The sequence below is a fragment of the Citrobacter sp. Cpo109 genome (assembly GCF_030332565.1).
In the GTDB taxonomy this organism is placed as follows: domain Bacteria; phylum Pseudomonadota; class Gammaproteobacteria; order Enterobacterales; family Enterobacteriaceae; genus Citrobacter; species Citrobacter portucalensis.
The window spans coordinates 54654-76459 of sequence record NZ_JAOWHQ010000053.1; the positions used below are offsets into that span (position 1 = coordinate 54654).

The 21806-nt window shown below is 51.9% G+C and carries 22 protein-coding genes and 1 pseudogene; 8 read left to right on the plus strand and 15 right to left on the minus strand.

Annotated features, from left to right (window positions below):
• Window positions 1-66 precede the first annotated feature (66 nt).
• Complete coding sequence (gene yfbR / locus OGY71_RS07820; protein WP_003028083.1) at window positions 67-666, plus strand: 5'-deoxynucleotidase; 600 nt, start codon at window positions 67-69, stop codon at window positions 664-666.
• A gap of 63 nt (window positions 667-729) precedes the next feature.
• On the opposite strand, the gene OGY71_RS07825 is transcribed toward yfbR, so the two are convergent.
• The 4 genes from OGY71_RS07825 to yfbV form a co-directional block, all read right to left on the minus strand.
• The gene (locus OGY71_RS07825; protein WP_126317642.1) at window positions 730-2562 is read right to left on the minus strand and encodes an SLC13 family permease; all 1833 of its coding nucleotides are present in this window, start codon (window positions 2560-2562) and stop codon (window positions 730-732) included.
• Window positions 2563-2639: 77 nt separating this feature from the next.
• Window positions 2640-3317: a sugar phosphatase gene (locus tag OGY71_RS07830; RefSeq protein ID WP_008785348.1), complete on the minus strand. Its 678-nt coding sequence runs from the start codon at window positions 3315-3317 to the stop codon at window positions 2640-2642.
• Complete coding sequence (locus OGY71_RS07835; protein WP_125112635.1) at window positions 3310-3804, minus strand: YfbU family protein; 495 nt, start codon at window positions 3802-3804, stop codon at window positions 3310-3312. Before OGY71_RS07835 ends, OGY71_RS07830 begins: the two co-directional genes overlap by 8 nt.
• Window positions 3805-3887: 83 nt before the next feature.
• Window positions 3888-4343, minus strand: a complete 456-nt coding sequence (gene yfbV / locus OGY71_RS07840) for a terminus macrodomain insulation protein YfbV (RefSeq protein WP_003028087.1) — start codon at window positions 4341-4343, stop codon at window positions 3888-3890.
• Between the two features lie 339 nt (window positions 4344-4682).
• On the opposite strand from yfbV, the gene ackA reads away from it, so the two are divergent.
• From ackA to yfcC, 3 genes and pseudogenes are all read left to right on the plus strand, one after another.
• On the plus strand, window positions 4683-5885 hold the full coding sequence (gene ackA, locus OGY71_RS07845) for an acetate kinase (RefSeq protein WP_003834770.1): 1203 nt from the start codon (window positions 4683-4685) through the stop codon (window positions 5883-5885).
• 75 nt (window positions 5886-5960) lie between these two features.
• Window positions 5961-8102 carry a phosphate acetyltransferase gene (pta, locus tag OGY71_RS07850; RefSeq protein ID WP_003834771.1) on the plus strand — a complete coding sequence of 714 codons (2142 nt, stop codon included), beginning with the start codon at window positions 5961-5963 and terminating at the stop codon, window positions 8100-8102.
• Between the two features lie 199 nt (window positions 8103-8301).
• A pseudogene (gene yfcC, locus OGY71_RS07855) lies at window positions 8302-9820 on the plus strand (putative basic amino acid antiporter YfcC).
• Between the two features lie 56 nt (window positions 9821-9876).
• Here the strand turns inward: yfcC and yfcD are convergent.
• Genes yfcD through yfcF form a run of 3 tightly spaced genes read right to left on the minus strand, consistent with a single transcriptional unit; the run spans window position 9877 to window position 11739 of the window.
• A complete protein-coding gene (gene yfcD / locus OGY71_RS07860) occupies window positions 9877-10431 on the minus strand; it encodes an NUDIX hydrolase YfcD (RefSeq protein ID WP_003834775.1) in 555 nt (184 codons plus the stop codon).
• A gap of 56 nt (window positions 10432-10487) precedes the next feature.
• Window positions 10488-11039: a phosphodiesterase gene (gene yfcE, locus OGY71_RS07865; protein ID WP_003834777.1), complete on the minus strand. Its 552-nt coding sequence runs from the start codon at window positions 11037-11039 to the stop codon at window positions 10488-10490.
• Window positions 11040-11094: 55 nt separating this feature from the next.
• Window positions 11095-11739, minus strand: a complete 645-nt coding sequence (gene yfcF / locus OGY71_RS07870; RefSeq protein ID WP_003834778.1) for a glutathione transferase — start codon at window positions 11737-11739, stop codon at window positions 11095-11097.
• 134 nt (window positions 11740-11873) lie between these two features.
• On the opposite strand from yfcF, the gene yfcG reads away from it, so the two are divergent.
• From yfcG to OGY71_RS07890, 4 genes are all read left to right on the plus strand, one after another.
• Window positions 11874-12509, plus strand: coding sequence for a GSH-dependent disulfide bond oxidoreductase (gene yfcG / locus OGY71_RS07875; protein ID WP_003834779.1), 636 nt, complete (start codon window positions 11874-11876; stop codon window positions 12507-12509).
• A 54-nt stretch (window positions 12510-12563) separates the two neighbouring features.
• Window positions 12564-12926, plus strand: a complete 363-nt coding sequence (folX, locus tag OGY71_RS07880; protein ID WP_003028107.1) for a dihydroneopterin triphosphate 2'-epimerase — start codon at window positions 12564-12566, stop codon at window positions 12924-12926.
• A 20-nt stretch (window positions 12927-12946) separates the two neighbouring features.
• Window positions 12947-13840, plus strand: coding sequence for a TIGR01777 family oxidoreductase (locus tag OGY71_RS07885; protein ID WP_003834782.1), 894 nt, complete (start codon window positions 12947-12949; stop codon window positions 13838-13840).
• A gap of 71 nt (window positions 13841-13911) precedes the next feature.
• Entirely contained in the window at window positions 13912-14427 is a 516-nt protein-coding gene (locus OGY71_RS07890; RefSeq protein ID WP_072025571.1) for a GNAT family N-acetyltransferase, read from the plus strand.
• Window positions 14428-14460: 33 nt separating this feature from the next.
• Here the strand turns inward: OGY71_RS07890 and hisP are convergent, their stop codons facing one another.
• The 8 genes from hisP to cvpA all read right to left on the minus strand — a co-directional run bounded on the left by hisP (window position 14461) and on the right by cvpA (window position 21630).
• On the minus strand, window positions 14461-15234 hold the full coding sequence (gene hisP, locus OGY71_RS07895; RefSeq protein ID WP_003028114.1) for a histidine ABC transporter ATP-binding protein HisP: 774 nt from the start codon (window positions 15232-15234) through the stop codon (window positions 14461-14463).
• Window positions 15235-15247: 13 nt separating this feature from the next.
• Window positions 15248-15955: a histidine ABC transporter permease HisM gene (hisM, locus tag OGY71_RS07900; protein ID WP_003028116.1), complete on the minus strand. Its 708-nt coding sequence runs from the start codon at window positions 15953-15955 to the stop codon at window positions 15248-15250.
• A complete protein-coding gene (locus tag OGY71_RS07905) occupies window positions 15952-16638 on the minus strand; it encodes a histidine ABC transporter permease HisQ (protein WP_003028118.1) in 687 nt (228 codons plus the stop codon). Before OGY71_RS07905 ends, hisM begins: the two co-directional genes overlap by 4 nt.
• Window positions 16639-16824: 186 nt before the next feature.
• Window positions 16825-17607, minus strand: coding sequence for a histidine ABC transporter substrate-binding protein HisJ (hisJ, locus tag OGY71_RS07910; RefSeq protein ID WP_003028120.1), 783 nt, complete (start codon window positions 17605-17607; stop codon window positions 16825-16827).
• Between the two features lie 247 nt (window positions 17608-17854).
• Window positions 17855-18637, minus strand: a complete 783-nt coding sequence (gene argT / locus OGY71_RS07915) for a lysine/arginine/ornithine ABC transporter substrate-binding protein ArgT (protein ID WP_003834788.1) — start codon at window positions 18635-18637, stop codon at window positions 17855-17857.
• Window positions 18638-18924: 287 nt separating this feature from the next.
• Window positions 18925-19494: a UbiX family flavin prenyltransferase gene (locus tag OGY71_RS07920; protein ID WP_003028125.1), complete on the minus strand. Its 570-nt coding sequence runs from the start codon at window positions 19492-19494 to the stop codon at window positions 18925-18927.
• A 96-nt stretch (window positions 19495-19590) separates the two neighbouring features.
• On the minus strand, window positions 19591-21108 hold the full coding sequence (gene purF / locus OGY71_RS07925) for an amidophosphoribosyltransferase (protein ID WP_003028127.1): 1518 nt from the start codon (window positions 21106-21108) through the stop codon (window positions 19591-19593).
• A 33-nt stretch (window positions 21109-21141) separates the two neighbouring features.
• A complete protein-coding gene (gene cvpA, locus OGY71_RS07930) occupies window positions 21142-21630 on the minus strand; it encodes a colicin V production protein (protein ID WP_003028129.1) in 489 nt (162 codons plus the stop codon).
• Window positions 21631-21806: the final 176 nt, after the last annotated feature.

Genomic DNA, 21806 nt, shown 5'->3' on the forward strand with positions numbered 1-21806 from the left:
GGGTTTGCATCCGGTAGCACTCTCTGCGCAAAATACCGTTACTGAAGTCACTGAGTAAGGGTCGTTATGAAGCAGAGCCACTTTTTTGCCCACCTCTCCCGTCTGAAACTCATTAACCGCTGGCCGCTGATGCGCAACGTGCGCACCGAAAACGTGTCCGAACACAGTCTGCAGGTTGCCATGGTTGCCCATGCGCTGGCCGCAATTAAAAACCGTAAATTTGGTGGTCAGGTTAATGCTGAGCGTATTGCCCTGCTGGCGATGTATCACGATGCGTCAGAGGTGTTAACCGGCGATCTCCCTACCCCAGTGAAATATTTTAACTCGCAGATTGCTCAGGAATATAAAGCGATAGAGAAAATTGCCCAACAAAAACTGGTCGATATGGTTCCTGATGAGCTGCGCGATATTTTTGCGCCACTCATTGATGAACATGCCTTAAGCGAAGAAGAGAGGTCGATTGTTAAACAGGCCGATGCCCTGTGCGCGTATCTGAAGTGCCTGGAAGAACTCTCCGCCGGTAACAACGAATTTCTGCTGGCGAAAACACGTCTGGAAAAAACGCTGGAGTCACGACGAAGCGAAGAGATGGACTACTTTATGGACGTGTTCGTCCCGAGTTTTCACCTCTCCTTAGATGAAATCAGTCAGGATTCTCCATTGTAAGTTTGCGACAACGTTACCTTTGTAGGCCGGATAAGGCGTTAGCCGCCATCCGGCACATAAAAATCAAAACGGAAACAGCATCGGGATCATCACCACGCACACCACCATCACAATGATGGTAAACGGCACGCCAATTTTTACGAAATCGCTAAAGCTGTAGTTACCCGGCCCGAGCACCAGTGTGTTTACCGGTGAAGAAACTGGCGTCATAAAGGCTGCGGAAGCCGCCATCGCAATCACCATCGCAAAAGGATACGGCGAAACGCCCATAGACTTTGCTGCCGCCAGCGCAATCGGCGCCATCAGTACCGCCGTCGCAGTGTTAGAGATAAATAACCCAATGGTCGCGCACAGCACGAACAGGCAGCCCAGCATCATATACGGGCCGTACCCTCCACCAACGTCCATTAACCCTTTAACCACCAGATCAACACCACCCGTTTTCTGTAATGCCAGCGCAAAGGGCATCATTCCGACAATCAAAATAATACTTGGCCAGTGAATGGCTTTATAGGCGCTTTCGGCATCAATGCAACGGAATTTTCCCATCAGCAAACAGGCGATAATCGCGGCAACCGTATTAGGAATTTCATCGGTGAGCATTAACGCGACCATCAGCACCAGACAGAAAATCGCATGCGGCGCCTGGCTGTGCGCCGGGGAGGCTTCACTAACTTCCACGGGCATATTCAGCACCACGAAATCGCGCCCTTTTTGCCCCAACAAAGTGATGAGTTTCCAGTTACCCACCACCAGAATAATATCGCCCATCAGCAGCGGCTCATTGACGACCGCCCCGTCCAGCGCCGCACCATCACGCTTCAGTCCGACGACATTCAGACCATAACGTGTGCGAAAGGCGATTTCCCGTACCGTTTTGCCGATCAATTCCGATTCAGGGATCAATGAAATCTCGGCCATACCCACATCAAGCGCCTGCTCAGAGAAGTATTCGCCACGCAGCACCATTGGCTCCAACAGTTGCTCGCTGCAAAATTCACGCAGGTCAACGTCGGCCGCTGACATATCGATCAGCAATACGTCACGGGCACGGAACTCAGAAACCCCGTTAACATCAACAATCACGCGGCGAAAACGCCGCCAGCGTTCAACACCAATCACGTTTGCCCCGTAGCGCTCACGCAATTTCAGGTCATCCAGACGTTGGCCAATCATGGGAGAACCCGGGCGAATCGCCAGGCGACGAGCACGTCCTGTCAGGCGATATTCTTTAATCAGGTCGCGAAAGGTCCGGCGCTTCCAGCCGTCTCCCGGCTGCCCGGAGTCTTCGCCTTTCAGCATAAAACGCATCACCAGCATATAAATTATGCCGAGTACCAACACCACCAGCCCCAGTGGGGTTACGCTAAAAAAGCTAAAACCGTTAAGTCCTTCACGTAACAATTCACTGTTGACGACCAGGTTCGGCGGCGTTGCCACCAGCGTCATCATGCCGCTTATCAATCCGGCAAAGCTCAATGGCATCATCAGGCGTGAGGGGGAGATTTGCATGCGCATGGAAACGCTTAAGACAACCGGAATAAAGATGGCGACCACACCGGTCGAACTCATGAAGGCGCCGAGTCCGGCTACGGTTATCATCAGCAACACCAGCATTTTCACTTCACTGCTGCCAGCCACCTTCACCAGCCAGGCGCCCATTACCGTCGCCACCCCGGTACGCACCAGGCCGTCGCCGATAATGAATAAAGCCGCTATCAAAATAACGTTAGGATCGCTGAACCCGGAAAAAGCCTCTGTGATGCTCAATGTTCCACTCAGAACAAAGGCAATAATGACCAGCAAAGCGACCGCGTCCATACGCACTCTGCCAGTTGCAAACAAGACGACGGCAATCGCCAGCAATGAGAGAACCCATATCAATTCACCGTTCACAACATATCCTTGTTAAATGAGAGGGATGGACTGATTCTGCCATAAAAAAGCCCCAACAATCTGGGGCTAAATCATGATCAGGTATTTCTTATAACGACCACATTTCCGTTGGGTTGTTTGGTCACAGAAATATGCTCCAGACTGGTCAGCGAAAAATCCACCTCGTCCAGACGCGGCGTATCCGCTGGCGCGTTAACCGCGATGACATGACACCCAGCCGCCAGTCCTGAAAGCACCCCGGCGGGGGCATCTTCCACCACTGCACATTCCTGCGGTGCCAGGCCCAGAAGCTGAGCGCCTAACAGATACGCGTCTGGTTCTGGTTTCCCTCTCTTTACCCGCTCGGCGGTGACAAACACTTCAGGAGCAGGAAGCCCAGCAACACGATGGCGCGCCCGTGCGACCGGCATGGAGCCGGAGGTCACAATCGCCCATGGAATACCCGCTTTATTGAGATGGTTGAGTAAATCAACAGCCCCCGGCAGCGCGGTGATCCCGGCAGTTTCCGTCGCTTCGATCTGCTCCAGACGGGTAAATTCCGCGGCGATCTCTGCCTCAGACTTGCCCACCATAAAGTGTCGCAGGGAGGTAATGGCCTGCTTACCATGAATAAAGCCGAGTACCTCGGCGTGATCGAGGCCGAAGCGATCGGCCCAGTTGCACCACGCACGCTCTACTGCGGGTAAGGAATCGACCAGCGTTCCATCCAGATCAAACAGAAAACCTTTGCACTGCACGCTCGCCCCCTCAGGCATTAATGATTTGGTTAATTTCATTCGAGCTCAGGTGATACTGACGCGGGCAAGAGTGCCAAACATTCAGCATACGCTGATATTTTTCCCACATTGGGGTCTGGGCGTTGAAGCCATGCGTACCCGCATCAAAGTGGGTGTAACGACCTTCCACATTGACCATAAAACGAACATACCCGAGGAAACGGGCTTCCGTTGCAGCGTCAAAACCGAGGAAGGTCACGCGACGCTCATCAATAGCCTGTGCATCCTTAAGATTAGTCCAGGACACATGTAATGCGTGATACATCTCCATAATATCGATAATCGTACGACAGGTTTCTTCCGTCAGCTCACCAAACTCACGATCCAGCTCACGCATCTGCAAGCCGTAACCGCGTTCAATAATCGTCTGCAAACGACGATAACGCTCGGCGTTAGTTGGATCGAGCATAGTCATCATTTTGTACTGATTCGACAAAATCAGACGTTGAGCGTTGGTCATTTCCATTTGGGACTCCTGTATCACTACTACTGCGATGAAAAAAAAGAAGGCATCATGTGCCTTCTTTTATATGCGTAATCAGGGGTCAATTACAAATCATCAAGGAAAGTTTTATCCAGTTGTTTGAAGGCGCGCTTAAGCGTGTCAGCCAGCGCCTGGTAATCCGGCTTTCCTTCTACCGGAGAGAGCGCCTGCCCAGCTTCTTGCAATTTACCCCGAACTTCGTAGAACCAATTGAGAATTGAAGGCGGCAGCGGCGTTACAGAACGTTTTCCCAGCCACCACATCCCCTGCATCGGCAGGCTAAGCGCAAACAGCGCAGTCGCCACGGCCGGGCCCAACTGCCCCCCTAACGCAATTTGCCAACATAAGGTGAAGACGGCGATAGGCGGCATAAAACGGATCGCGTAACGCGTCATGCGGATCACGCGGTTCTCAACAAACACGGGCGCAAGGCGCTTTTCCATTGGCCACGTCTTTGCATAGTGCTGCCCCCGGCGAAACAAGCTAAAAAAATTGACGGAGCGATTATCCGGTGTCGACATGGCGGTTACCTCAACTTCACATATAAAAATTAAAAAATTTGTGCAAAACAACAACTACAAGGGACATCGTTCAAAACATTTTGTCTTTGATACCCACATTCAGGTATCCTGTGCCGGCCTGTAAGGCCTGTAGTCCAAAATCATTGAGTCGTCAAATTGGCATACATTATGCCATTGCCTGAAAAATACGCAAAATGACATAGACTCAAAGGTATTTATTCCATCGTGCCCAAAAAGACTATGGCGCATGATGTTAATCATAAACGTCGGTGTCATCATGCGCTACGCTCTATGACTCCCTGACGTTTTTTTAGCCACGTATCATAAATAGGTACTTCCATGTCGAGTAAGTTAGTACTGGTTCTGAACTGCGGTAGCTCCTCACTGAAATTTGCCATCATCGATGCAGTAAACGGTGAAGAATACCTCTCTGGTTTAGCCGAATGTTTCCATCTCCCAGAAGCACGTATCAAGTGGAAAATGGACGGCGGTAAACAAGAAGCGGCTTTAGGTGCAGGCGCCGCTCACAGTGAAGCGCTGAACTTTATCGTTAACACTATTCTGGCACAAAAACCAGAATTGTCTGCGCAATTGACCGCTATTGGTCACCGTATCGTACACGGCGGTGAGAAGTACACCAGCTCTGTGGTTATCGATGATTCCGTTATTCAGGGCATCAAAGATTCTGCCTCTTTCGCACCGCTGCATAACCCGGCTCACCTGATCGGTATCGCAGAAGCGCTGAAATCCTTCCCTAATCTGAAAGACAAAAACGTGGCTGTATTCGACACCGCGTTCCATCAGACTATGCCGGAAGAGTCTTACCTCTATGCTCTGCCGTACAGCCTCTACAAAGAACACGGCGTTCGTCGTTACGGCGCACACGGTACCAGCCACTTCTTCGTCACTCAGGAAGCGGCAAAAGTACTGAACAAACCGGTTGAAGAGCTGAACATCATCACTTGCCACCTGGGCAACGGCGGTTCTGTATCTGCTATCCGTAACGGTAAATGTGTTGATACCTCCATGGGTCTGACCCCACTGGAAGGTCTGGTGATGGGTACACGTTCCGGTGACATCGACCCGGCGATCATCTTCCACCTGCACGATACCCTGGGCATGAGCGTTGACCAGATCAACAAAATGCTGACCAAAGAGTCCGGCCTGCTGGGTCTGACCGAAGTCACCAGCGACTGCCGTTATGTTGAAGATAACTACGCTACTAAAGAAGACGCTAAACGTGCAATGGACGTTTACTGCCACCGTCTGGCGAAATACATCGGTTCTTACACTGCGCTGATGGATGGTCGTCTGGATGCAGTTGTCTTCACCGGTGGTATCGGTGAAAACGCAGCGATGGTTCGTGAACTGTCTCTGGGCAAATTGGGCGTTCTGGGCTTTGAAGTTGACCACGAACGTAACCTGGCCGCACGTTTCGGCAAATCTGGTTTCATCAACAAAGAAGGTACCCGTCCTGCGCTGGTTATCCCAACCAACGAAGAACTGGTTATCGCGCAAGACGCGAGCCGCCTGACTGCCTGATTTCACACCGCCAGCCTAGCTGGCGGTGCTGTTTTGTAACCCGTCTAAATTGGCGGTAACGAAAGAGGATAAACCGTGTCCCGTATTATTATGCTGATCCCTACCGGAACCAGCGTCGGCCTGACCAGCGTCAGCCTTGGCGTGATCCGCGCAATGGAACGCAAAGGCGTTCGTCTGAGCGTCTTTAAGCCGATTGCTCAACCGCGTGCCGGTGGCGATGCGCCAGACCAGACTACCAGCATCGTCCGCGCTAACTCTTCTCTGCCAGCCGCTGAGCCGCTGAAGATGAGCCACGTTGAATCTCTGCTGTCCAGCAATCAGAAAGATGTGCTGATGGAAGAGATCATCGCGAACTACCACGCGAACACCAAAGACGCTGAAGTTGTACTGGTTGAAGGCCTGGTCCCAACCCGTAAACATCAGTTCGCGCAGTCCCTGAACTACGAAATCGCGAAAACGCTGAACGCGGAAATCGTCTTCGTTATGTCTCAGGGTACCGACACCCCAGAACAGCTGAACGAGCGTATTGAACTGACTCGCAGCAGCTTCGGCGGCGCGAAAAACACCAACATCACCGGCGTAATCGTTAACAAACTGAACGCACCGGTTGATGAGCAGGGCCGTACTCGCCCGGATCTGTCCGAGATTTTCGACGACTCTTCCAAAGCGAAAGTGATCAAAGTTGATCCGGCTAAACTGCAAGAATCCAGCCCACTGCCGGTTCTGGGCGCGGTGCCATGGAGCTTCGATCTGATCGCTACTCGTGCAATCGATATGGCGCGTCACCTGAACGCCACCATCGTTAACGAAGGCGATATCAACACCCGTCGCGTGAAGTCTGTGACGTTCTGCGCACGCAGCATTCCGCACATGCTGGAACACTTCCGCGCAGGCTCCCTGCTGGTAACTTCCGCAGATCGTCCTGACGTGCTGGTTGCAGCATGCCTGGCGGCCATGAACGGCGTGGAAATCGGTGCCCTGCTGCTGACTGGCGGCTACGAAATGGACGCGCGCATCACTAAACTGTGCGAACGTGCATTTGAAACCGGCCTGCCGGTATTCATGGTAAACACCAACACCTGGCAGACCTCTCTGAGCCTGCAGAGCTTCAACCTGGAAGTTCCGGTTGACGATCACGAGCGCATTGAGAAAGTCCAGGAATACGTTGCTAACTACATCAACGCTGACTGGATTGAATCCCTGACTGCGACCTCTGAGCGCAGCCGTCGTCTGTCTCCGCCAGCGTTCCGTTACCAGTTGACCGAGCTGGCGCGCAAAGCGGGCAAACGCGTTGTTCTGCCGGAAGGCGACGAACCGCGTACCGTTAAAGCAGCAGCCATCTGTGCTGAACGTGGTATCGCAACCTGCGTACTGCTGGGTAACCCGGATGAGATCACCCGCGTTGCAGCCTCTCAGGGTGTTGAACTGGGCGCTGGCGTAGAAATCGTTGATCCAGATGTGGTTCGCGAAAGCTACGTTGCTCGCCTGGTCGAACTGCGTAAAAACAAAGGTATGACCGAAACCGTTGCCCGCGAACAGCTGGAAGACAACGTGGTTCTCGGTACCCTGATGCTGGAGCAAGACGACGTTGACGGCCTGGTTTCTGGTGCAGTACACACCACCGCGAACACCATCCGTCCGCCGCTGCAGCTGATCAAAACTGCGCCGGGTAGCTCCCTGGTGTCTTCCGTGTTCTTCATGCTGCTGCCGGATCAGGTTTACGTTTACGGCGACTGCGCGATCAACCCGGATCCGACCGCAGAGCAGCTGGCAGAAATCGCGATTCAATCCGCTGATTCCGCAATTGCCTTCGGTATCGAACCGCGCGTAGCGATGCTCTCTTACTCCACCGGTACTTCTGGTGCAGGTAGCGACGTAGAGAAAGTTCGCGAAGCAACCCGTCTGGCGCAGGAAAAACGTCCTGACCTGATGATCGACGGTCCGCTGCAGTACGACGCCGCCGTTATGGCTGACGTAGCGAAATCCAAAGCGCCGAACTCTCCGGTTGCAGGTCGCGCTACCGTGTTCATCTTCCCGGATCTGAACACCGGTAACACCACCTACAAAGCGGTACAGCGTTCTGCCGACCTGATCTCCATCGGGCCGATGCTGCAGGGTATGCGCAAGCCGGTGAACGACCTGTCTCGTGGCGCGCTGGTAGACGATATCGTCTACACCATCGCACTGACCGCGATCCAGTCTTCCCAGCAGCAGTAATCTGCCGAGTGTGCCGGATCTCTTATCCGGCAACACATCTGCTTATCAAACCGGAAATAGCTGATATTTCCGGTTTTTTTATGTCTGTTTCCCCTTTGGCATAATCTGAAATATTTGCCTGAATGCGCTGCATCAATGAATAACCATTCTTCTGTTCGCATACTTACTCTCTTTTGCGTTGCAACAGGGATAGTCTTTCATGTCAGCAGTAACAGAATCACAGCCAGCTAAAAAATGGGCGATGCCCGACACGCTGGTGATTATTTTTTTCGTCGCCATTTTAACCAGTCTGGCAACATGGGTTGTTCCCGTCGGGATGTTCGATAGCCAGGAAGTTCAGTATCAGGTTGATGGACAAACCAAAACCCGTAAGGTGGTTGACCCCCATTCCTTTCGTATTCTGACCAACGACGCAGGTGAAGAGCAGTATCACCGGGTGCAGTTATTCACCACCGGAGATGAACGCCCAGGCCTGATGAATTTCCCGTTTGAAGGATTAACCTCCGGCTCGAAATTCGGCACTGCTGTCGGCATCATTATGTTTATGCTGGTCATTGGCGGTGCATTCGGCATCGTTATGCGTACCGGCACCATTGATAACGGCATCCTGGCGCTCATTCGCCATACGCGGGGCAACGAGGTCCTGTTTATCCCAGTGCTGTTTATTCTCTTCTCCTTAGGCGGCGCGGTGTTTGGCATGGGGGAAGAGGCTGTTGCCTTTGCCATTATCATCGCGCCTTTGATGGTACGGCTAGGTTACGACAGTATCACCACCGTTCTGGTTACCTATATCGCGACTCAGATTGGTTTCGCCAGCTCATGGATGAACCCATTTTGCGTGGTGGTCGCGCAAGGTATTGCGAGTACCGGTGCTCTCTGGTTCCGGGCTACGCATCGCGGTCTGGGTGATCGCTACACTAATCGGGCTGACCTTCACGCTGGCCTATGCGGCGCGTATCAAAAAGAATCCGCTTTTGTCCCGGGTACATGAATCCGACCGCTTCTTTCGCGAGCAGCAGGACGAGGTCGTGGAACGACGCTTCACGCTGGGCGACTGGTTAGTGCTACTGGTGCTGACCGCGGTGATGATTTGGGTTGTCTGGGGCGTTATCGTCAACGCGTGGTTTATTCCTGAGATCGCCAGTCAGTTCTTCACGATGGGTCTGGTGATTGGCATTATCGGCGTCGTGTTCCGGCTCAACGGCATGACGGTCAACATCATGGCCTCCTCATTCACTGAGGGTGCACGAATGATGATTGCCCCTGCCCTGCTGGTTGGTTTTGCCAAAGGCATTTTACTGCTGGTCGGTAATGGAGAGGCGGGTGAAGCCAGCGTGTTAAACACTCTGCTGCACAGCATTGCCAATGGCATCAGCGGGCTGGATAACGCCATCGCGGCGTGGTTTATGCTATTGTTCCAGGCAGTATTTAATTTCTTCGTCACTTCCGGCTCTGGTCAGGCTGCGTTAACCATGCCGCTACTGGCACCGCTGGGCGATCTGGTTGGCGTAAACCGTCAGGTCACGGTCCTGGCCTTCCAGTTTGGCGACGGATTCAGTCATATTATCTATCCGACGTCAGCATCTCTGATGGCTACGTTAGGCGTTTGTCGGGTGGATTTTCGTAACTGGCTGAAGGTAGGTGCTACGCTGTTGGGACTGCTGTTTATTATGTCCAGCGTGGTGGTGATTGGCGCGCAGATGATGGGTTACCATTAAAAAGTGTGCGTCCGGCCTACTCGATTTCTCGACGCAGTAGGCCGGATGAACAGAGTTTACTCAGCTTCTTCCTGCTTTTCGGCTTTCGCCCCTTCATTCTTGGCGTTGCGGGTCATCCACAGCGCCAGGGCTTTCAGGGAGTCCGGTGTAAATTCGTCGCAGCGCGCGGTAATTTCTTCCGGCGTCAACCAGCAAACTTCACTGACCTCATCTTCCTGAAGCGCAAACGGTCCGTGGGAAACGCAGCTAAACAACCCACCCCATACGCGACAGTTCTGGTCTTCAAAGTAAAACTGACCATGCTCGGCAAACGGCACGCCCGCAATCCCCAGTTCCTCTTCTGCTTCACGACGCGCTGATTCCAGCATCTGCTCGTCAGCCTGAACCACACCGCCTGCGGTGGCATCCAGCATGCCGGGCAAAAAATCTTTTGTCTCAGTGCGACGTTGAACCAGAATTTTGCCCATACCATCATGCACAACGATATACGTTGCACGATGGCGTAAGCGTTGCGCCCGCATTTGTTCCCGGCTGGACTGTGCAATGACTTCGTTGTCTTCATTCACAATATCCACCCATTCAGTACTTGCCAAACGACGCTGTTCCACCATCAGGAAACCTTCTTTTTTCTGGCGCTCTTACGGCGCGTTTATGTTTGTGGGGTAAATTACGGATTAATCTCGACCTGTGCAATAACACTTTGATCATTGAGTGCCATTACGCTGAGAACATTATCATCCAGAATCCCGTAACTTGCCGCAAAGCCCCCTTTCGGGATGCTTACCGAGCCGGGATTGAAATGATAGATATCCTCGCGCCGCTCAGCAACCGGCAGATGAGTATGCCCATAAACCAGAACATCGCCCGCATTGAGCGCCGGCATATTTTGCGGGCCAAAAAGGTGTCCGTGCGTCAAAAAGAGTCGCTGGTTTTCTGTCAGAATTTGCTGCCACGGCGCAGTCATCGGAAAATGCAGGAGCATCTGATCCACTTCGCTATCGCAATTACCACGCACCGCAATAATTCGCGATGCCAGCTCATTCAGCCGTTCAGCAACCTGCGCAGGCGCATAGCCTTCTGGAAGCGCATTACGCGGCCCGTGGTTTAAAACATCACCCAATATCACCAGCCATTGCGCGCCGCTTGCAGCAAACCGTTCGAGTACGCGTTCCGTGGCTGGCAACGAACCATGAATGTCCGATGCGAACATCAGTTTCATCACTCACTCCTCGCTGAAAATCACCTTGTAATGATACTGGATTATGGCCCGTTTTTCAGCAGGAACGCTTCGCTGAAAGCGCGATAAAACGCTGTACTGAAGCGCGCTGCCACTGGAAGGTGGCGTATTCCGCAAGCGCTTCAGGAACCTCATCGCCATTCAGGACCAGGCGATTAAGCATTAGCGCTAAATCACAGTCAGCGATACACCATTCACCAAATAAATTCTGCTTACCGTGGCTCAGTAAACTGCTCGCAGTAGCGAACAGTTTTTCCGCACTGGCTTTTCCCGCTTCGCTTAAAGGTCCTTTCTTCACGCCAGCAAAAACGACATCTGTTGATCGTTCCTCACGGATAGGCATTAAATCGCTGCGGATCCACGCCTGAACCTGGCGCGCCCGAGCGCGCTTTTGTACATCGTGTGGGTAGATACGCTCCCACTGTGGCGGTGCAAAGCTCTCTTCCAGGAATTCCGTAATCGCTGATGATTCGCTCAGTTCAAAACCATCGATCTCAAGAACCGGTACGCGGCGCGTCAAGGCGTAACCTTGCCATGAAGGATGCAAGTGTTCACCACTATTGAGATCAACGGTTTTCAGCGTAAAAGGTAGCCCTTTCTCTTGCAGAGCAACATAAACAGACAGCACGTAAGGGGAGAAAAAATTGGCATCTGACCACAGCGTAATTGCAGATTTGCTCATAATGTCCTCTGAAGTGTATTGGCTTGCCTTCAAAATATAGAGTCTTTCTCTCGCTGTCACTTGATGAAAACTCACGCACGCCAACAGGCTCTATACTTGTAATGACCCGGTTCATGACAAAACGGATGCTGAAAATGATCGATCTCTATTACACGCCATCGCCAAACGGTCACAAAATCACGCTGTTTCTTGAAGAGGCACAGCTGCAATACCGTCTGATTCATGTCGATATCAGCAAAGGTAGCCAGTTTCGCCCCGATTTTCTGCAGATCTCGCCGAACAATAAAATCCCGGCCATTATCGATCATGCCCCGGTGGACGGCGGAAGGCCCATCAGCCTGTTTGAGTCCGGAGAAATTTTACTCTATCTGGCGGAGAAGAGCGGTAAGCTGCTCAGCGGTGAATTACGCGAACGCCACACCACGCTCCAGTGGTTGTTCTGGCAGGTCAGCGGTCTGGGTCCTATGCTGGGGCAGAATCATCATTTCAGTCATTACGCTCCGCAAACGATCCCTTACGCTATTGAAAGATACCAGGTTGAAACCCAGCGCCTGTACAACGTGATGAATAAACGTCTGGAAACGTCACCCTGGCTGGGAGGCGATCACTACAGCATTGCTGACATTGCCTGCTGGCCGTGGATCCACGCCCATCAGCGTCAGCGCATCGATCTCGACAACTATCCGGCAGTCAATAACTGGCACGAACGCATCCGTACGCGTCCCGCCACGGAACGCGCCATGCAGCAAGCACAGAGTGAGAAGCGGTGACGCAATTCGGTTCTCGTGTATCATGCAGAGGTTCATACATGGAGGAAACCTGCAATGTCACAACCTGACGCCATTATTCGTATAAAAAACCTTCGTCTGCGCACCTTTATCGGCATCAAAGAAGAGGAGATCCTTAATCGCCAGGATATCGTCATCAACATTGCCATTCACTATCCGGCAGACAAAGCCCGTACCAGCGAAGATATCAACGACGCGCTGAATTATCGCACTATCACCAAAAGCATCATTGCCCACGTGGAGGGTAACCGCTTCTCATTGTTAGAAAAATTAACTCAAGATGTGCTCGATATCGCACGCGAACATCACTGGGTCACTTATGCTGAAGTGGAGATAGATAAACTTCACGCATTGCGTTATGCCGATTCAGTATCAATGACGCTGAGCTGGCAGCGCTAAAACGTAACCCGGGAGGCGACATGCAGATTCTGATTACCGGCGGTACTGGCCTGATTGGACGTCATCTGATCCCCTGCCTGCTGGAACTGGGGCATCAGATAATCGTAGTGACACGTACCCCTGATAAGGCTCGTCAGATTCTCGACTCTCGGGTCACGTTATGGAAAGGACTGGAAGAGCGGCAACATCTCAATAATATTGATGCCGTGATTAACCTTGCCGGAGAGCCTATTGCAGATAAGCGCTGGAGCGCACAGCAAAAGGAACGCTTGTGCCAGAGCCGTTGGGGCATTACGCAGAAACTGGTCGATTTAATCAATGCCAGCGAGACGCCGCCCTCAGTGTTAATCTCCGGTTCCGCTACCGGTTACTACGGCGATTTGGGCGAAGTTGTGGTTACGGAAGAAGAGCCACCGCATAACGAATTTACCCACAAGCTGTGCGCCCGCTGGGAGCAAATTGCCAGCACTGCGCAAAGCGACAAAACCCGCGTATGTATGCTGCGTACCGGCGTGGTACTGGCCTCAGCAGGCGGCATTCTGGCAAAAATGGTCCCGCCGTTTCGTCTTGGCTTAGGCGGCCCGATCGGTAACGGACGCCAGTATATGGCCTGGATCCATGTTGATGATATGGTCAACGGAATTATCTGGCTGTTGAATAACGATCTACGCGGTCCCTTCAATATGGTTTCGCCATACCCGGTGCACAATGAGCAGTTTGCCCACGCGCTGGGTCACGCTCTGAACCGCCCTGCCATTCTGCGCGTTCCCGCCACCGCTATGCGACTGCTGATGGGGGAATCGTCAGTACTGGTCCTTGGTGGACAACGCGCATTGCCCAAACGCCTGGAAGCTTCCGGTTTTACGTTTCGCTGGTACGATTTAGAGGAAGCGCTGGCGGATGTCATCCGATAACCCCTAAGCGCTATTCACAGTCGCCGTTGTGGTGGTAAGGTTATAGACCAGATTTCCGCAATGGCGACGTTATGGCGATAATATCGACTCCCCGACTTACCCTCTCTTTGTTTCAATTTTCTGACTGGTCATTTTTCCAGAAACTCCGTGAATGTCCTGAAGTCATGCGCTATATGGGCAACATCGCCCCGGCGAAAGATACCCGGCTGTTATTCGCCAGACGTCTGGCCGCACAGCACACTTTCGTCATCCGCGAGCATAACAGCCCAACGCCACTCGGCGATATTGGTCTGCAAATCAGCCATCTTTACCCGCATGAAGCCGACCTCGGCTACGCCATCATGCCACAGGCTCAGGGGAAAGGTATTGCCAGCGAAGCCGTCCGCGCGGTGTGCCAGTATGCCTTCGAGCATGCAGGTGTGACGGCGATAAACGCATACGCGCTGGCGGATAATAAAGGTTCAATCCGTATTCTGGAAAAGACAGGATTTGTACGTACGCAGGTACTGGAAAAGGCGTATGAGATTGACGGCATCGCCTACGACGACTGGGTGTTTCGGCTGGAGTGCGACGCGCTAAAATTGTAAGCCCGGAAAGCGTAGCGCCTCCGGGCAGGTGATTTACTTCAACGAACCTTTGAGGAACTGCTGCAAACGCGGGCTTTGCGGATTACCGAATACCTGCTCCGGGTCACCCTCTTCCTCAATTTTCCCCTGATGCAGGAATATCACGTGCGTGGAAACATGACGGGCAAACCCCATTTCGTGGGTCACCACCACCATGGTTTTCCCCTCTTCAGCCAGCTGTTGCATAATGCGCAGCACTTCACCCACCAACTCAGGATCAAGCGCCGACGTAGGTTCATCAAACAATAACACTTCCGGTTCCATCGCCAGCGCACGGGCAATGGAAACACGCTGCTGCTGACCACCGGACAGGTGCACCGGATATTTGCCCTGTGCGCGCTCATCAATGCCCACTTTAGCCAGATACTTCACCGCACGGTCGCGAGCTTCCTGCTTGCTCAGCCCCAACACCTGAATCGGCGCTTCCATGACGTTTTCCAGCACCGTCATGTGGCTCCACAGATTAAAGTGCTGAAAAACCATCGTCAGACGCGTACGCAGCAGGCGTAGCTGATTTTTGTCCGCAACCTTCAACTGGCCGTCTTTGTCGCGCACCAGACCAATGTTCTGACCACTGACGACAATCGACCCGGCACTCGGTTTCTCGAGAAAGTTAATGCAGCGCAGGAAGGTACTTTTACCGGAACCTGACGAGCCAATAATGCTGATAACATCACCCGCGTTGGCCTGCAGCGATACCCCTTTTAGCACTTCATGTTCGCCGTAGTGCTTATGTAAATCGATAACGTTTAATTTATTTTCAGACATCGTGTTACTCGAATCATTTAGAGGATACATGCTGCAACCAGCGTTTTTCCGCTTTACGGAACAGACTGATCAGGACATACGAAATAATCAAATACAGCACAGCGGCAATACCGAATGCGGTAAACGGCTGATACGTTGCCGAGTTGATATCGCGAGCGATTTTCAACAAATCAGGCACCGTTGCAGTAAATGCCAGCGCCGTTGAGTGCAGCATTAAAATAACTTCATTGCTGTATGCCGGCAGCGCAATACGCAGCGCGGAAGGTAAAATAATGCATCGATACAGTTTGAATGACGAGAAACCGTATGCGCGCGCAGCCTCAATCTCACCGTGAGGCACGGAACGGATAGCCCCGGCGAAAATCTCCGTGGTATAGGCGCAGGTATTCAGCGTCAGCGCCAGCACGGTGCAATTCAGCCCGCTGCGGAAAAACGCGTTGAGGAAGTCCGTGCCTTTAACTATCTCCAGCGTATACATCCCGGAATAAAACACCAGTAGCTGAACGTACAGCGGCGTCCCACGAAAAATATAGGTGAATAGCCAGATGGGAAACTGGATAAATTTGTTACTGGAAACGCGACCAATCGCCAAAAAGAGTGCCAGTATTCCGCCCATCACTACTGACGAAATCAAAAGCCACAGGGTGATAGCGACGCCAGTGTAGCGATATCCGTCGGTCCACAGCAGGGACTTCCAGTACTCCTGAATAATCTCGATCACAGGTCAGCCCTCTTCACACCCACGGAATAGCGGCGCTCAAGGTACAGCAGCACACCATTAGAAACAGTGGTAAACACCAGATAGATGACCCCGCACACGACGGCAAAATAGAACGGCTCCCAGGTACTCTTCCCGGCAAGCTGAGTCGCTTTCACCACGTCTTCAAGTCCAAGCAACGATACCAGCGCCGTAGCCTTAAGAATAACCTGCCAGTTATTACCGATTCCCGGTAAGGCATATCGCATCATCGCCGGGAACATAATGCGACGAAATATTTGTGAGCTGGTAAAGCCAAACGCCGTCGCGGCTTCAATATGGCCTTTTGGTACAGCCATAAACGCACCGCGAAAAGTTTCGGTAAAGTAGGCACCGTAGATGAATCCAAGGGTGATAATGCCCGCAACCATCGGATCAATATCAATCTGGCCGATACCGATGGCATCGGTAATGGTATTCAGCGCGATTTGCAATCCGTAGAAGATGAGCAGCATTAAGACCAGATCGGGCACACCGCGGATTAGCGTTGTGTACCCTTCGAAAATAAGCCCCATTGCCCGGCTTTGCGACAGCTTTGCTGCTGCGCCGACAAGACCTATCAGAACCGCCAGTACCACCGAGCTGAGTGCCAGCTCCAGCGTAACAATTGCGCCCTGTAAAATAACACCTGAAAAGCCATACAACATGCTGCCTGTCCTGTCGTGTGTGGTGGAGTAGTAAGCCTCTTTTGATTTCAGACTAACCGTTAAATGCCGGATGGCGGCTTTGCCTTATCTGGCCTACAAAATCACCGTAGGCCTGATAAGCGCGGTGCCATCGGGCATAAATTCAACGCGTCAAAAATCTACGGGCTTTATCAGCACCTGCGGTAATTAACCGCCGTAAACATCAAAATCGAAGTACTTTTTCGCCAGCTTCTCGTAAGTACCGTCAGCTCGCATTTCGGCAAAGGCTTTGTTCAGCGCTTCGCGCAGCTCGTTATCGTCTTTGCGCAGTCCCATACCGGTACCCACGCCGAACAACTTCTCGTCTTTCACAGACGGGCCGCCGAATTTGTAATCTTTACCGACTGGCTGTTTCAGGAAGCCTTCGCTAGCCGCGACTTCATCCTGGAACGCGGCGTCAATACGCCCGGCAGTCAGGTCAGAATAGATATTGTCCTGCCCCTGATAAGAGACAATCTCAATACCTTTTGGCGCCCAGTGTTCGTTGCCGAACGTTTCCTGGGTAGTGCCCTGCAGCACACCAACACGTTTACCTTTCAGCGACTCAATGGTCGGCTGAATAGCAGAATCTTTAGCGACAACCAGACGCGAATCGGCTGCATAAAGCTTGTCGGTAAATGCGATTTCCTGCTGACGTTTTTCAGTAATGGAAAGCGAGGACATGATGGCATCAATTTTCTTCGCTTTTAGCGAAGGGATCAGCGCGTCCAGAGGGTTTTCCACGAAGGTACATTGCGTATTGATACGTTTGCACAGCTCTTTAGCCAGATCGATATCAAAACCGACTAATTCACCCTGCGCATTCTTCGATTCGAACGGCGCATAAGTAGGATCGGTACCGATACGAATTTTTTGCGGAATGGCTGCAAATGCTGCGGTAGCACTGGAGAAAGCCAGAACCAGAGAAAGAGACAACACCAGTTTTTTCATAACTATCCTCAACAGACTGTCTTTTATAGGGGATCTTTACAGGACCAGGTGCAGTTATCGTGCCATTAATCAGGCCGACAAGGCAAAGCATTCTACCCTGTCGGCGGTATTTATTTGCATGAAAAGCGCTTAAGTATGCACTCATGCCTATTAAGGCAGCGATAAAAGCACCAAAACAGTGCACTGAATTTATTATGCACCGAAATGGTTACCCGCAATGGTGCAGTCAATTCCCCACGCCGCTGTATTAATCGCCGTAGACATTAAAATTAAAATATTTGCTCGCCATTTTGTCGTAGGTGCCGTCTTTACGCAGTTCGCCCAGCGCTTTGTCGAAAGCGGCTTTCAGCTCTGTATCATCTTTGCGCAAGCCAATCCCGGTTCCATCACCAAAGTATTTTTTATCTTTCACCGACGGACCGGCAAAAGCGTAATCCTTACCAGCAGGCTGCTTCAGGAAGCCTTCGCTGGCCGCGACTTCATCTTGTAATGCCGCGTCCAGACGGCCTGCCGTCAGGTCAGAATAGATGAGGTCCTGGTTCGCATAGGCCACCACGTCCACGCCTTTGCTGCGCCAGTTGTCATTGGCATAGGCTTCCTGAGTAGAGCCTTGCAGGACGCCAACGTGTTTACCCTTGAGGGAATCCAGAGTCGGCTGAATTGGGGAACCTTTCGCGGCGATCAGACGTGAGTCTGCAGCGTAAAGTTTGTCTGAGAACGCAATCTCTTGCTGACGCTTTTCGGTGATAGAAAGCGAGGAGATGATGGCATCAATTTTTTTCGCTTTCAGCGATGGGATCAGCGCATCAAAGTCGCTGGCAACCCAGGTGCATTTGATCTGCATGCGCTTACACATCTCATTTCCCAGATCGATATCAAAACCGACAAAGTCGCCTTTGGCATCTTTAGAGGAAAAAGGAGCGTACGTTGTATCTGTACCAATACGAACCGTCTGCGGAAGTGCTGCGTAGCTGGCCGCGGTGGCGGAGAGTCCTACCAGCAAAGACAAAGCAAGAACCGTCTTCTTCATACATAACCCTCAAGTAGCGTAATTTTATTATGTTTTACGTTGTGTTGTGTGTTTGCAGACTTTTTCATGCAGGTCTTATGCCATTTTAGCGTCGATGAGGATATTCGACGTTAAATATGTTAATAAAACGTTGCAATAATGTCCTGATTTTGAAGATAGCAGGTCTGGCGGTTGAACCGCAGCGTTTCGTTGAGTTTTAACGAATTAAATGTTGAGGATATGATCGCGGTTACAAAATTGCCCTGAAACAGGGCAACCGATGATTCTTTGCACGCTGATGGAACGGCTTACGCCCCTTGCCAGCGGGTGAACAGGTCCTGCGGAAGGGTAATATCAAACTGGTCAAGCACGCGATTAACCGTTTGATTAATCACATCATCGAGCGTTTGCGGACGATGATAAAACGCCGGAACAGGTGGCATAATTACCGCCCCAATTTCTGCCGCCTGCGTCATCAATCGCAAATGCCCCAAATGCAGCGGCGTTTCGCGTACACACAGCACCAACGGACGACGTTCTTTCAACACTACATCTGCCGCACGGGTAAGCAACCCATCGGTGTAACTGTGGACGATGCCAGAAAGCGTTTTGATTGAACAAGGCAGGATAACCATTCCGGCGGTCTGAAAAGAGCCGGAGGAGATACTGGCGGCGATATCACGGGTATCGTGATTCACATTTGCCAGCGCCTGCACGTCGCGCACAGAGAGGTCCGTTTCCAGCGCCAGCGTCTGCCGGGCAGCGGCACTCATCACCAGGTGGGTTTCCACATCAGTGACGTCACGCAATACCTGCAACAGGCGCACGCCGTAAATTGCCCCGCTTGCACCAGAAATACCAATGATGAGTCGTTTCATGTGTAATCGCCCTTACTTGCTCAGGGCCGACTTTGCAGGAAATTACGGTGAGTTGCAAGCAAGGGCGCAGGTTGCGTCCTTGCTTGCGAGCAAACATTAACCTTCGTTGTGCATCTCAAGGTTTTCCGCTTCGTTCTGACGCAACACCGCTTTGGCATCGTCATTACGCAGGGAGTCGAGGAAATCGAGATATTGCTGGTCGACGTCTTTAGTAACGTACACGCCGTTAAACACTGAACATTCAAACTGCTGAATATCCGGGTTCTCAGCACGGACAGCTTCAATCAGATCGTTCAGATCCTGGAAGATCAGACCATCTGCGCCGATTATCTGGCGAATCTCATCCACTTCGCGACCATGCGCAATCAGCTCCGTCGCCGTAGGCATATCGATGCCATAAACGTTCGGGAAGCGAATTTCCGGGGCGGCAGAGGCCAGATACACCTTCTTCGCGCCAGCTTCACGCGCCATCTCGATAATCTGTTCTGAAGTGGTGCCGCGCACGATGGAGTCATCCACCAGCAGCACGTTTTTATCACGGAATTCCGCACGGTTAGCGTTCAGCTTACGGCGCACAGATTTACGACGCAACTGCTGGCCCGGCATGATAAAGGTACGGCCCACATAGCGGTTTTTCACAAACCCCTGGCGGTACGGCTTACCGAGAATACGGGCAATTTCCAGCGCGATATCACAGGAGGTTTCCGGGATTGGGATTACTACATCGATGTCCAGATCTTCCCACTCACGGGCAATTTTTTCGCCAAGCTTAGTCCCCATATTCACACGGGCGCTGTAGACGGAAATCTTGTCGATAAAGGAGTCAGGGCGAGCGAAGTAAACGTATTCAAACAGACACGGATTGCTCACCGGGTTATCAGCACACTGACGAGTAAACAGCTGGCCTTTTTCGGTGATGTACACCGCTTCGCCAGGTGCTACGTCGCGCAGGAATTCAAAGCCCAGCGTATCCAGCGCTACGCTCTCAGACGCCACCATGTACTCGGTACGGCCATCGCCAATATCGCGTTTGCCCATCACCAGCGGACGGATACCGTTAGGGTCGCGGAAGGCAACCATGCCGTGACCGATAATCATCGCCACGCAGGCATAGGCGCCGCGAATCTGGCGGTTGGTTGCCGCAATGGCAGCAAAAATATTGTCGGCTTCCAGCGGGTAATGGCGGAAGTTATCCAGCTCGCTGGCGAAAATATTCAGCAGAATTTCAGAATCTGAAGTGGTATTGATGTGGCGGCGCTTTTCTTCAAACAGCTTTTTACGCAACTCATGCGCGTTGGTCAGGTTGCCATTGTGGGCAAGCGTAATGCCATACGGTGAGTTGACGTAAAAAGGTTGAGCTTCGGAGGCGCTGGAGCTGCCAGCCGTTGGGTAACGCACATGACCGATGCCCATATTGCCCTGCAAACGCTGCATATGGCGCGCTTCAAAAATATCGCTCACCATTCCGTTTGCTTTACGCAAGCGGAAGCAGTTGTTGGCATCAATGGTAATGATGCCCGCAGCATCCTGACCACGATGCTGGAGCACCGTTAACGCGTCATAAATCGACTGGTTTACCGGCATAACACCGGCGATACCGACAATACCGCACATACGTCTTTTCCTCGTTCAGCAACGACCCAAAGTTTATACTTTGGGCAAGAAACTTGACGAGCTTTGCAGATAGTCAAAGAACCATCTGATGATGAAACTGAACTGCGGGATCAGCTGTGACTTACCCCAGTCTTCACTTTTCGACAGACCGGTAAAGGTATCGAGAAAGAACAGTATGGCGGCGACGATCAATGCTCCACGCAAAGCACCGAAGCAAATCCCCAACACTCTGTCGGTACCCGACAGTCCTGTTTTCTCTACCAGTTGGCCTATCACAAAGTTAACGATAGCGCCGACGATAAGTGTCGCGATGAACAGTATCGCGATAGCAATCCCATTTCGAACCAGTTCGTCTTCAAAGCCCGTAAACCAGACAGACAGGTAAGTGTAGTAATGGCTGGCGACAAAGAAAGCACAACCCCAAGTCACCAACGATAATGCTTCACGAACAAAGCCACGGATCAGGCTAACCAGACAGGAAAAACCAATCACCGCGATAATGGCGTAATCAATCCAGACCATATGTGTCCCACGATTTTACGCCCTGTCGTCCTGTTCGGGGCGCATTCTAACAGAAAAAGAAAACGTTTGCGTAGGGATTTCCTTTCCACGCGTAAATAAAAATGGCGCTGAAAAAATCTTCAACGCCATACGATTTTATGCCTCTTCGGGCACTGCCGGATGGCGGTGTAAACACC